The 13,000-nt window shown below is 45.6% G+C and carries 7 protein-coding genes; 2 read left to right on the forward strand and 5 right to left on the reverse strand.

Annotated elements, in window-relative coordinates:
• The first annotated feature begins 72 nt into the window (after positions 1-72).
• Entirely contained in the window at positions 73-1,623 is a 1,551-nt protein-coding gene (locus tag AC3CH4_RS18010) for a M28 family metallopeptidase (RefSeq protein ID WP_488544199.1), read from the forward strand.
• A gap of 131 nt (positions 1,624-1,754) precedes the next feature.
• Here the strand turns inward: AC3CH4_RS18010 and lhgO are convergent, their stop codons facing one another.
• The 4 genes from lhgO to AC3CH4_RS18030 form a co-directional block, all read right to left on the reverse strand.
• Positions 1,755-2,978: an L-2-hydroxyglutarate oxidase gene (lhgO, locus tag AC3CH4_RS18015; protein ID WP_488544200.1), complete on the reverse strand. Its 1,224-nt coding sequence runs from the start codon at positions 2,976-2,978 to the stop codon at positions 1,755-1,757.
• Between the two features lie 25 nt (positions 2,979-3,003).
• Entirely contained in the window at positions 3,004-5,181 is a 2,178-nt protein-coding gene (locus tag AC3CH4_RS18020; RefSeq protein WP_428782897.1) for a TRAP transporter permease, read from the reverse strand.
• A 213-nt stretch (positions 5,182-5,394) separates the two neighbouring features.
• Positions 5,395-6,408, reverse strand: a complete 1,014-nt coding sequence (locus AC3CH4_RS18025) for a TAXI family TRAP transporter solute-binding subunit (protein ID WP_010432072.1) — start codon at positions 6,406-6,408, stop codon at positions 5,395-5,397.
• A 318-nt stretch (positions 6,409-6,726) separates the two neighbouring features.
• The gene (locus AC3CH4_RS18030) at positions 6,727-8,070 is read right to left on the reverse strand and encodes a sigma-54-dependent transcriptional regulator (RefSeq protein WP_473578960.1); all 1,344 of its coding nucleotides are present in this window, start codon (positions 8,068-8,070) and stop codon (positions 6,727-6,729) included.
• Between the two features lie 208 nt (positions 8,071-8,278).
• Here AC3CH4_RS18030 and AC3CH4_RS18035 point away from each other — a divergent pair, with 208 nt between their 5' ends.
• A complete protein-coding gene (locus tag AC3CH4_RS18035; protein WP_488544201.1) occupies positions 8,279-10,354 on the forward strand; it encodes an ATP-binding protein in 2,076 nt (691 codons plus the stop codon).
• Between the two features lie 120 nt (positions 10,355-10,474).
• Here AC3CH4_RS18035 and AC3CH4_RS18040 read toward each other — a convergent pair whose 3' ends face one another.
• Positions 10,475-12,925 carry a family 20 glycosylhydrolase gene (locus AC3CH4_RS18040; protein WP_488544202.1) on the reverse strand — a complete coding sequence of 817 codons (2,451 nt, stop codon included), beginning with the start codon at positions 12,923-12,925 and terminating at the stop codon, positions 10,475-10,477.
• Positions 12,926-13,000 lie beyond the last annotated feature (75 nt).

Genomic DNA, 13,000 nt, shown 5'->3' on the forward strand with positions numbered 1-13,000 from the left:
CAAAAACATCCACGCACTAAACAAAATTCACACCAATCAACACAACAATACTCACCATAAAAAGGACGACAAATGGCTATTCAAAAAAGCATGCTAGCTTTGGCTGTACTCGGAGGTTCTTTAGCCTTAATCAACAGTACTTCGGCTTACGCATCCCTAGGTATCACACCACCAGCGAACGAAGAAGTTTGGATCACCACCGATGCTGACGCACAGCATATAATGACTCAACATGGCGCAACAGTTTATCCAAGCGTGACCGGAAACAAGCATTCCATCGTCGCGAAAATCAACCAGAAAGAGCTGGCGAAACTATCCAGCCACATGCATGAAGAAACCCACCGTTGTGGTGGCTACATGGTGCACGAAGACAAAGCAAGTGCACTCAAAGCCGCAGCGATGCCACTGACAATGAACACCTTCGAAAAGCCGGTGATCAGCCATCAAGACACAGTGAACGATCTACTCGCTCAGGTCGAGCCGAACAACATGGTCACGACCATTGAAAATCTAACCAACTTCACCAACCGTTTTTATACTACTTCTACTGGTGTCGCTGCTTCAGATTGGCTTTTAGAGCGTTGGGAAACCGAGATTAAAGATGTACCGTACGCATCTGCACGCCAGATCACGCATGCCGAATATCCACAAAAATCCGTTGAAGTGACGCTACTCGGCGCTAAATATCCTGAAGAAATCGTCGTTGTTGGCGGACACCTTGATTCGACTGTTGGATCTTGGACAAGCGAAGGCACCATCTCACCGGGGGCCGATGATGATGCCTCTGGTATTGCGACCGTAACTGAGTCGCTTCGCCTGATGATCGCCAGTGGCATTCAACCAGACAAAACCATCAAGTTCTATGGCTATGCTGCAGAAGAAGTGGGGCTGCGCGGTTCACAAGATGTCGCCAACGCATTACGAGACGAGCAAGCAAACGTCGTGTCGGTACTGCAATTAGACATGACCAACTACAACGGTTCAGCACACGATATCACCTTCATCACAGACTATACCGACAGTAACTTAACCGCCTACTTGAGCGAGCTGATCGACACTTACGCTAGCGACATCAGTTACGGTTTCGATGATTGCGGCTATGCCTGTTCTGACCACGCCTCTTGGCACAATGTTGGCTACCCAGCTGCCATGCCATTCGAGAGCATGTTCAATGATTACAACCCAAGTATTCATACCCAGCACGACACGCTTGAGAACTCAGATCCTACGGCGACACACGCGACCAAGTTCGCCAAACTGGCCATTGCTTACCTTGTCGAAACCAGCCTTGATTCACCCGTTGCAGGCCCTAAAGAGCTGCAAAATGGCGTGCCTGTTGAAGGACTTACTGCAGGATATGGTGAAGAGCAGTTCTTCACATTTACGACTCAAAGTGCAGGTCAGTTAACGGTAACATTAACCGGCCCTCGAAGTGGCGATGCCGACCTTTACGTGAAACATAATGGTACCGTCTCGAAAGCAAGCTACGATTGCCGTCCATACCAGAACAGCAGCAACGAGCAATGTGTATTGAACAAACCAGCGGGTGAATTCAACATCATGGTGCATGGTTATCGTAACTTTAACGATGTCACCATCGTCGCAACCTTCGTTCCTGATTAGCTTTAAGTTTAGTTGCTAGCAACTAACTCGAGCAAACACGGCTAAAACTAAAAATCCGCGAGTTCGATCCTAAATAGAATGGAGCTGGCGGATTTTTTATTATCTTCGGAGAAAAGTTCGATCAATGATCTTCAGTTATCACAAGCCGTCTTTTTCATCACCTTGCCACAAATGTATTCGCCAATCGGCATCGCAGAAGTCGCTGCAGGCGATGGCGCATTACACACATGCAAGCTTCTTGGGCTTTCTGCAAACAGGAAGTCATGAACCAAAGTGCCATCTTTGAGTACCGCTTGGGCACGAATGCCTGCTGGGTAAGGTTTGAAATCTGATACCGTAATGCTCGGGCAATATTTGTTCACTAACTTTAAATAGCCCGGTTTCCACCACGAGTTCTTAAGCTCGACCAAACCGGTTTTCAGATTATTCGCAGTCACTTTCCAAAAGCCCGCAAAGCTCAGCATCTGCCAAGTGTCCTTGAAACTAAAGTTAAGCTTGCCATAACCTTCTCGCTTCCAACCTTGAACTGCATTTGGCCCTACCGTTACCGAGCCATCGATCATACGTGTTAAGTGCACGCCCAAGAAAGGCAGTTCTGGGTCAGGGATCGGATAGATAAGGTGATTCACCACCTGGTTGTGTTTCGCGTCCAACTGATAATACTCACCACGATAAGGCACGATTTGAAAGTCGGTTTCAATGCCAAGCATGCTGGTCATTCTGTCGGCCATCAAACCAGAACACGTGATCAAGAATCGACTGTTCAGTTGTAGAGTTTGACCATCTACTTTGCACGTTAACTGCACTTCATCTTCTTGCTCATCCGCCATGATCACTTCTGTGCCTAGACTGAGCTTGCCACCCGCCTTAACAAACTCTTGAGCCATTACTTCGGTGACTTTTTTGTAGTCGACGATACTGGTGGTTTTGACATAAATCGCGCCCAAGCCCGTGATGTTAGGCTCGGCAAGTTTCAGTTGCGCTTGGTCCAACAAATCGACATCAATGTCGTTATCATGACAACGTTGATAGAGCGCGTTCATGCGCTCGACTTCCTGCTCATTGGTCGCGACCAACAACTTACCGCAGTTTTCGACAGGGATATCGTGTTGGCTGCAAAAGGCGATAGTTCGCTCTACGCCACGCTTACAAAAATCGGCCTTTAAACTGCCCGGAGCGTAGTAAACGCCTGCGTGAATCACACCACTGTTATGACCCGTTTGGTGCAGCGCGAAGCCACGCTCCTTTTCGACTAAAAGGATACTTTTATCAGGGTGAGCTTGCTGTAATTGCCATGCCGTCGACACACCAACAATGCCACCACCAACGATAATATAGTCGTATGTTGAGTTCATAATATTCCTACATTCAATCCTTTAATTATAGGGAAGACGCGACAGTGTTAGACCCGATTTGAGGTGACTTTTTTTCCTCACTTTCTGATTCCTTTTTCACTTGATTAGCATCGTATTTACGACCGCTGTAGATAAAGATGCCAACAAAAATGGCAACACATACCAAACGGATCACGACTGAAACATCAGGCCATACTAGAGCTATACCTATCGCAACTAACACTACTCGAGTAATAATATTAACTTCGCTCTCTAGATAACCTTCAATCGCCGCGATAAACGCGTAAGTACCAATAACAGCAAAGCCACCCGTGACTAACACGGAGGTCACATCCCAACTTACCAAGTTAGTGTAGGCAATCAACAATGGTACTAAATACAAGCCTTTGGCGATCTTCCATGCCATTAAGCCCGTTCTCATCGGGGGTGTTTTAGCAATGGTTGCAGCCGCAAATGCAGTTAAACAAACAGGCGGAGTCACGTTGCTGTCTTGCGATAACCAGAAAATAATTAAGTGAGCCGAAAGCAGTGCGAGGCTGATTGCTTCTAAGCCAAGGCTCTGTTCAAGCAGAGTTTCCACAAAATCAGCAGGAACCAACGCAATCATCTCTTTCGCCGTTTCCAACGCCATCGGTGCGTTCAATAGATCAAGCTTATCTGGCGCAGCCAACATAAAGATGGCTTTAGCTTGCTCAGGAAGCTGCCCTGACACCAACAAGTCGAGCAACTGACTTTCAGCAATCAATTTATACAAGGCAGGAGCAGACAATGTTCCCAACACAATATAAGCCGCCGTTACTGGTAACCCCATACCCAGAATCAAAGATGCCAGTGCGATCAACGCAATCATCACCAGTAACTCGCCATTCGCCCAGCTGTTGATCATCAAAGAGAAGGTGTTACCAATTCCCGTAGTGCTAATGACATTAACAACTAGACCAATACCAACTAATAGCACAGCCGTTGTCGCCATGTTTTTTGCGCCTTGAGACAAAGCTTCAATGATCGCTTTCGGTCCCATTTTGTGATTTTTAGAGAACCATGATGCCACCACCACAGAAAGAATCGAAATACCCGCAGCGTAAGTCGGCGTAAAACCTTGAACGAGCAAAGTCACTAACACGGCCAATGGGATCAGGTTGTGCCAACCCGACAGCAATACCTTTAACAAAGGTTCACAGCCAGAGGTCACCTTTTGTACACCACTACGCTTCGCTTCAATACGCACGAAAAAGGCCACAGACAAAAAGTAGATAAGCGCAGGAACAAAGGAAACCGCAATAATATCGACATAAGGGATCTGCGTGTAAGAGGCCATGATGAACGCGCCCGCACCCATCACAGGTGGCATCAGCTGCCCGCCAGTAGATGCAGCCGCTTCAACACCTGCCGCGAAACGCGAAGGGAAACCTGCCTTTTGCATCAAGGGAATACTGATCACGCCCGTCGATACTGTGTTTGCTACGCTCGATCCGGAAACAGAGCCCATCAAGCCGGAGCCAATAACGGCAATGAAACCAGGGCCACCAATCACTTTGCCCGCCGCGGCACGGGATACATCAATAATGTAGTCGCCGACACCAGATCGAACTAAAAATGCGCCAAATAAGATGAACATGAACACGAAGGTCCAACTGATTCTTGAGATCGAACCAAACATCCCTTCTGATGAGTAAAAGCTTCGATAAAGTAACGTCTCAAGGCTTAAACCCGGAAAATGAAAAATACCGCTGGTCCATTGTCCCCAAAGCACTACATAACTTAAGCACACTAAGATAAGCACAGGAATGAACCAGCCCATAGTGCGTCTAATCAGCTCAATGACGATGGCAATCGCCAAGATAGAGAAAAACCAATCACTGGCGATAAATTTTACGCCTCGGTCATACAACGCATCTTCGGCAAAGGGAATGTAGATAAGGCAAGCTAAAGCAGCCAAGGCAATCCCAATATCGATAGCTAATGCTATTTTGCTTTTTTTAAGCGATACATGGGCGGGATACCAAAGTGCGCAAATGATTGCGAAACCAGCGAAATGCGTCGCCGAAATCCAAAGCTCTGGCAAGGTAGATAAGGTATTAAACCAAATATGTAGGAGGGAGAGTATCACTCCCATTGTCGTTATTGCTTTGCCTACCCAAGGGAAATCTGTTCGGGTAGGCAATTCGAATTTTTTCAGTTCCTGCTGCAGCGAATCGCTCATAGAAAACTCCTGCTCTCCACAGCCAAACGCGCAGAGAAAATCCATAAAGTAAGGTGGTGCGTTTTCACTTCAAATAATCGAACGAGTCGGAGACGGTCAAATCAGACAAAGTAGCCGAAACAGATGAAAACGCACCAAGCAATTAATTAACGCGAATATTCAGTTCACGCCAAATAGCGAGTTAAAGATAAATGGCTAATCGAAGACAAAGAGTTAGTCGACGATCAACTCAGAAGGGATTTCTATACCCACTTCTTTATAGTAACGAGCAGCACCAGGGTGAAGCGGAACAGGAAGGCCTGCGATCCCTTTCTCAAGTGCCATTGCTTTGGTTGCTTTGTGGATACCTTGTAGGAAAGGTAGGTTTTCATAGATAGCTTTGGTCAGTTGATACACATCTTCTTCAGAAATGTCTTCACGAACCGCTAGGAAGTTAGGTTGGGCAATCGTAGTAATTGGTTTATCGACACCTGGATAAGTGTTTGCTGGGATCTCATACTTGGTCCAAATATTGTAATCACCATTCGCTTGTTTGATTTGTGCATCGGTAAACGACAAGATTTGAATATCTTCACCCAGTGCTGCAAAGGCTTGCGTCACCGCACCAACAGGAACACCAGCAGGCGTGTTCATACCATCAATTGTGCCATTTTGTAATGCGCTCGCACTGCCACCGTAACCCATAAAGGCGAGTTTAAATTGTTCTGGGTCCACGGATAAGCCTTGCATGATTTGACGACCTGAGTTTTCAGTCCCAGAGTTCTTCTTACCGATAGAGAATTTCTTACCGTTTAGGTTCTCTAGATCGCTTACCGTACCTGTTTTTGCTAGATCTGAACGCACAATAAAGTGTTCTACGTTTTGCCATAACATGGAAACTGAACGCAGTTGAGTTTGTCTGCCAGATTTCTCATATGGCCCCAAACCCTGCCAAGCCCAAGCACCATACAAACCTTGTAGAATGGCGAACTGGGCTTCGTTCTCGTTCAACAACTTTACGTTCTCACCCGAGCCCGCAGAGCTGATAGCCGCTAAAGAAAAGTGCTGCTTAGGCGCAAGCTTAACTTTACTCAATGTCGCTAAGGCCACACCTACCGGATAGTAAGTACCACCCGTTGAGGCCGTCGCTAAAATATAGCTGCGATCTTCTTCAGCTGACGCATTACTGATAAGGCCAAGAGAAGCCATTGCTATCGCTAAAGTTTTAACTAGCTTGTTGTATTTCATTGTTACTCTCCATGTAGGGTTATTCACGTTATATTTTTGTTAACAACAATCACTAGATAGCAAGCACAATGCCAATTTTTAAACTACTGTTTTTATTATGATTTATTTTAAAATCCACCTAAAGTAAGCCATTTTCTGCTTATTTCACTACTAATGAGTAAGCTATTTTTTGCTTATCCAAAGCCGCAGTTAACATCCCCTTAAAGGTGGTCAGGTCACATCATGTTATATTTATGTGATCAATGTTTATAAAGTGATAAATATACGATGAGCCATTTATTGCTCATCAATATCCAATAAACACGACTGTCAAACCGATCATTGAGAATCGACGTAGTCACTTCGATTCAACCCATAACGCACCATCTTTTGGTTCAATGTTCGACGAGGTAAATCCAAGTCTTGCATAACATCATTGATGCGTCCCTGATAACGCACTAGCGCATCATGAATCACTTTCCGTTCAAAGCTCTGCACTTGAACCGCCAACGGGATGCCTGCCGTTGTGGACTCTGTGACAGAATTAGGACGACACGCCAAAATATCACCAACGGTCTGGCTTTCATCCAGCGCAAAACGAATCGCAACATTACGCAGTTCACGCACATTGCCCGGCCATGCATACGACAACAAGGCATAGCGATCGGCTTCACTGGCCGCTCGGGTTTCGCTGTTCGCTTCTTGAGTGAAGTGTTCAAAAAGGATAAGAGCATCGTCTTCTCGTTCACTAAGGGGAGGTAAATGCAGTTGAGCAACGTTCAAACGATAGAAAAGATCTTGGCGAAAGTCCGGATGATTTAAAAGGTCGCATTTCGAAGCTGAAACTATTCTTAAATCAACATGTTGCTGTTGATTACCACCGACACGCTCAACAACATTGTCTTGTAAAGTACGTAGCACTTTGACTTGCATCGACAACGGCATACTTTCTATTTCGTCAAGAAAGACCGTACCTTTGTCGGCAAATTCAAGCTTACCAATGCGTCGTTTAGCAGCACCAGTAAATGCCCCGGCTTCATGACCAAACAGCTCGCTTTCAAATAGATTCTCTGGAATCGCACCACAGTTTAGTGGCACAAAAGGATGAGGTTTACGCTGACTAAATTTATGTAAACAAGAGGCAACGAGCTCTTTCCCACAGCCAGTTTCACCATAAATGATCACGTTGGTATCAATTGAAGCGACTTTTTGTATTTGTTCTCGTAATGCACACATCACTCTGCTGCGGCCAATCAGAACTTGTTCAATGCCCTTCAGGTTATCCAAATAGCTTTGACGATTTATCCTATCTTGACCACTTTGATGTTTATCTACCGCTTCCGATACCGTTTGAGACAAACGCTCTGGATCGAACGGCTTTTCTATAAAATCATACGCGCCTTGCTGTAATGCCTTAACGGCCATATCGACATCACCATGTCCGGTGATCAAGATAACAGGTACTTCTGGCACCAAATCTTTAAAGCGACTTAACAGTTCAACACCATCAATATCAGGTAAGCGCACATCGCTAATGATGGTCTGAAAATCACCTTCCACGACCGCATCTAACGCGTCTTGTCCAACCTCAAATGCGGTGACATCGAAGCCTGCCAACTGCAACCATTGGCTGGTTGCTTGACGCACAATTGCGTCATCTTCAATCAAAGCAATACGTTGCATGATCTCTTCCCATCGCTTACACCTAAATAATATCGACCACGGTATGTAAAAAAGCCGCAGACTAAAAGGAGCTAGCTCCCACTTTGAATAACACTCCTTTAACAGTTTTATAATGTTTGCTAGCTTCAATTTGTTCCAGATTCAACCTTCCATGTGGTAATAAAACGCAGCTTTTCAACTCAATAATTTAAAAAGGATTTAATCAAGAATGGTTAACAAAAATCGATATTGGTTGTTCCTGTTTGCCTGTTTATTGATTGGTTTAGTTCAGGTAACCACCAAAAGTGGCATAAGCCAATGGAAGCTAGAACAAGCTCAGCGTTACGCAGAACAGCGCTTCCTTGGATACATTGCCGAAGCAAGACGCACGCTCAAACGTTTTTACTATTTGCCTTATCTCGTGACGAACGATGAAACCAGCGTGCGTTTTATTGATGGTGACATTCGCCTCCAAAAACACATTAAAAAACAGCTGATTCAGTTAGACAAAGCGGCTAACACCAAAGGATGGTATCTACTTTCCGCAAACGGTGATTTGCTTGTTTCTAGCGTAGAAAGGAACAAACTCAGTAAAAAAAGCGCCAGCACTATTGTGTCCAAGATCCACCAGCAAGGCGGTGCGATCTCCCTAGTAACCAAAAATAAAGGCGTCACACCCGATTATTTTATTGCTGCACCCGTTTATCGAGCATCCGATGTGGTAGGCATTGTTGCAGTACAAATTGATTTATCATTACTGATCGACCAATGGTTTGCCGATGGTGAAGCCATCTTGTTTCAAAACCCTCGCGATCAGTTTTTTCTATCGAGTGATCACCGATTAAATGCAGATTGGTTCAATGAAAATTTTACTTCACAACCGCTCGCTACAAAGCGTGAGCTATATGACCAAACCCACATTCGAGTATGGCGACTGAAAGATAAAGATTACCTTATTCAATCCATAAAGTTAGACGACCTGAATTGGCGCTTAACCTACCTAACGCCGTTAACCAGCCTAAACCAAACCACAAGTTGGATAAGTTGGAGCGTCGCAGTAGGTTGTCTGTTCATTCTGTTATTGCTGGTTATTCTTTATCAAAGACGTCAGAAAAAGCTCAGCAATTTACGAATACAAAAACTCATCGAAGAGTCGGAAAAGCGTCTGTCTGGGATGATCAATAAAACGCACGTTGGGCTAGTGCTGATCGACAAACATGGTCATATCCATGATATTAACCTCATGGCCAAGAACTACTTCTCACTATCCGATTCAATGATCAGTAACATCAAAGCTTGGCAGTTATTTGAGGCAGGCAATCCAAATTCAACCACCTTGCAGTTGCTTCAGAACCTAGAGCAACACCAAGAACTGGCCGAAATAACCAGCGTCGAAACCATGGCAAGGCGCAGCGATGGTAGCTACTTTCCGGTACTGTTTTCTATAAGTGCCTTTCCTTGGCATGCGACCACTTATTATCTATGTACCGTGATCGATATTAGTAAGCGCAAAAAAGCAGAAATTGCAGTGCAAAACGCTAATAAAACGCTTCAACTACGTGTAGAAGAGCGAACACAAGACCTCAAAGACGCACAACAAGAACTGGTTGAATCAAGCAAACTTGCCGCACTAGGGCGGATGTCGAGTGCGATCACTCATGAGCTTAATCAACCGCTTACTGGTCTAAAAACCCTGCTTTCAAGTAATCAACTACTGATGGAAAGAGGCGAGACCAAGATGTTGAAAGCGAACATGGACTTAGTGATGAGCCTCATCGACAGAATGGCCAACATGACCAGTCAATTGAAGTCGTTCGCATTTAAAAGACTTGAGAAGCCCTATCCAGTTTCACTGACTGACGCACTGCAAGAAACCCTACGAATTCACCAAGCCGAATTAGACAACATCGATATTCGCGTGCGTGTTGCTTCTAATATTTCGATGGTGATGGGAGAAGAGGCGCGACTTCGTCAAGTGCTTGGCAACCTAATCAGAAACGCGGTAGATGCAACTCAAAATCAAACACCCGCGACCATTGTTGTCAGCGCACATACCGATCAGCAACGTGTGGTCATCAAGGTGCAAGATAATGGCTGCGGTGTGTCAGAAGATCAACTCGAAACCATTTTCGAACCCTTTCATACCAACAAAAAGATGGGCGAAGGTTTAGGTCTCGGCTTAGCTATCACAGCAAACAATGTGCGGGATATGCAAGGCACCTTGATAGCGAAGAACAACCCAGATCAAGGCATGACATTCACGTTAACGCTACAGAATAGTGATAGTGATGGTGATTGTAAGTAGCCGCTTACATAGAGTTTAGAGTTCACACACTATTGAAAAACTAAAACTAAAAAACCGCCCCAAAAGAGCGGTTTTGATTCACTTGTTGGCGTGTGACTTATTCGCTAATCCGTTAACGGCTTACTCAGCTAACTGCTTCAACAGTAGCTCTGTCGGGCGAACAATCGCGATGATCGATTCATCATAGATCTTCGCTGAATCAGACAATATCACTTGGTAGGCGTTCGCATCTGATGCTCGAACTTTTTCACCCGCTTGTGCTTTGGCAATCAAGGTTAACGCCAAGTCTGCGACTTCCGCAGTTTTCTCTGCGACAACCACAGTCTCTACCGAAGATACGTTGCCAGCGAAGACAGTTTTAGCCGCGAGTGCAGCCGCTTTTGCTTGTTGATAATGCTCTGTAAGTTGCTCAAGCGCTTGTTGATTACCCGTCGCGACTTCATTGACTAAATCTTGCATCTCATACACGGCGTAGCTTTCTACTGACAGCGCATCAACGAAGCGGTTTAGACGCTCGTATTGGCTGTATAAAGTGCCCTTAGGTTCAGTAGAATTCCACTTCTCCCAGTTGCGCGCATAGTACTGTGCTGGTTCTGTGTATTTCGCAAGCACGCGCAGGTCGTGAATATCCTGCCCTTTGGTAATACGTTTTAACAGCATGTCAGCGTCCGCATGATGACGAAGTCCAACAGACACTTCAGACCATGTATCCATCGCTTTCATACGCTTGTACATGCTGCGTTCGTCCGTCAATTCCGCATCAGACCAGAAACGTTCTGCAATTGCATAGCTGCGTGGCCATAGGTAGTTTTCAACGGTGTGGCTGTCTTTGTTTTCTAACCACATGGTGATCTCGCCACCTAGGATTAACTCTTTTTCTTTCTCTGTTAATTCTGCAGGGTAACCACCATTTGGTTCAGGAATCACGCTACCTTCAACATCACTGCTTGCAATCACTTCACCTGTGGTTGGCCAGCGCACATTACCGACCAGTTGGTAACTGCCTTCAGCAAAACCCTTTGGATTCAGATTTAGGTTGAACTCGGTGTACGACATGAAGTTATCGAAGTGACCGACAAAAGTTTTACCCGGCACATAATCAAGGATGTAGATCTCTTCTCGAGACTTGCCGTTGTAATCACTGAATGCGCGGAAAGTGCCGTCTTTCGCTTCAATGATAGTCAGTGTTCCCTTACGTGGGCCGCCTTTTGAACGAGGCTTCTGCCATTGGTACGTCACGAATTTTTCGCCGCTGTGCAGCTTATCATCAACTGTGATGCCACTTGGCATTGGGTCATTGCGATAGTGGTAGCTCGTCGGCTGAGGTTGATCTAGGTAATAACCCGTAGAAAGAATACCTGGGTAGCCCTCTTTCGCCGCACGACCAATGCTGTCGTGCCCTTGCCAGCTTTGAATCACGATGGAAGTCGGCAGATCTTTATGCCAAATTTCATCCCAACCGGTCATCTTCTTACCGCGCTCTTCGAGCATCTTCTCGACTTTTACATTGAGGTAAGACTGCAGACCACGCTCGCCATCGATATTGTTTTCTTCAATGAACTGTTGGTGCTTTTCGCTGTTTTTCCACTGCGCATAATTTGGCTCATCGCCACCGATATGAAAGTACTCATCAGGGAACAGCTCGGTCACTTCATTAAACACATCACCCAGCATTTCATAAACTTCTGGATTCAATGGGTCCATTAATGGTTCAAACACACCCCAGCCACGTTCTTGTTCGTAGCTTTGACCTTCACCACCCGACATCAAGCGTGGGTAAGCGTGAGCAACCGCAGAAGAGTGACCCGGAAGAGACACCTCTGGAATCACACGAATACCGAGGTTACGCGCGTATTCAACTAGGTAGCGAACTTGGTCTTTGGTGTAGTAATTACCATCAGCAGTCTCAGACCACAGACGCGGCCAAGATTCAGTTTGAATGCGAATGCCTTGGTCGTCCCAGAAGTGCCAATGGAATACGTTCATCTTCGCCGACGCCATCGCATCTAACTGACGAATAAGTACATCGAATTCAATAAAGTGACGTGACGTGTCGTAAGAAACACCACGCCAGCGGAAACGAGGCTCATCGACAATCGTGACAGCAGGAATATGGTAGCCAGTCGCTGTGGTTTCAACGAGCTGTAAAAGGGTTTCGATGCCGTGGATAACGCCATATGGGCTTGGAGAACTCAGCGTGATTTGTTCACCCTGAGTGGTAATTTTGTAGGACTCTACAGAGTCGATGTTCTGTACTTCAGACTTTGGCGCCGCGTCGATATCAATGATCAGGTTCGCTTCGTCTGCACTACCAACCTGCCAATTTAGAATCGGCACACCCGTCTGACGCTCAAGGCGATCAATAAAGCGTTTCGCCGTGTATTCAACGCGATCAGAATTAAAGCCTTTGATGTAAACCTTGAAGTTACCGTCGACCTTAACTTGCCCAGCTTTCAGCTCGACCGTTTGTGGGTACGGCATTAAATTTAGATCGGTATTTGGAGCCATTGCTAACGCCATTGGGGACACTACTGAACCTGAAATCAATAGGGATAATATAGTTTTTTTCATTATTAGTTTTCCTATATAAATATGGTTCTGTTTTGTTTATCGGAGGCGATTCACAAAACAGAACCATCAGCCACT

The sequence above is a fragment of the Vibrio sp. QJM3NY_26 genome, assembly GCF_057786005.1.

Excerpts from the sequence above, each read along its gene's own strand:
- AC3CH4_RS18035 (WP_488544201.1), top strand. The coding sequence starts at position 8,279 with ATGGTTAACAAAAATCGATATTGGTTGTTCCTGTTTGCCTGTTTATTG.
- AC3CH4_RS18010 (WP_488544199.1), top strand. The coding sequence starts at position 73 with ATGGCTATTCAAAAAAGCATGCTAGCTTTGGCTGTACTCGGAGGTTCT.
- AC3CH4_RS18030 (WP_473578960.1), bottom strand. The coding sequence starts at position 8,070 with ATGCAACGTATTGCTTTGATTGAAGATGACGCAATTGTGCGTCAAGCA.
- lhgO (WP_488544200.1), bottom strand. The coding sequence starts at position 2,978 with ATGAACTCAACATACGACTATATTATCGTTGGTGGTGGCATTGTTGGT.
- AC3CH4_RS18040 (WP_488544202.1), bottom strand. The coding sequence starts at position 12,925 with ATGAAAAAAACTATATTATCCCTATTGATTTCAGGTTCAGTAGTGTCC.
- AC3CH4_RS18020 (WP_428782897.1), bottom strand. The coding sequence starts at position 5,181 with ATGAGCGATTCGCTGCAGCAGGAACTGAAAAAATTCGAATTGCCTACC.
- AC3CH4_RS18025 (WP_010432072.1), bottom strand. The coding sequence starts at position 6,408 with ATGAAATACAACAAGCTAGTTAAAACTTTAGCGATAGCAATGGCTTCT.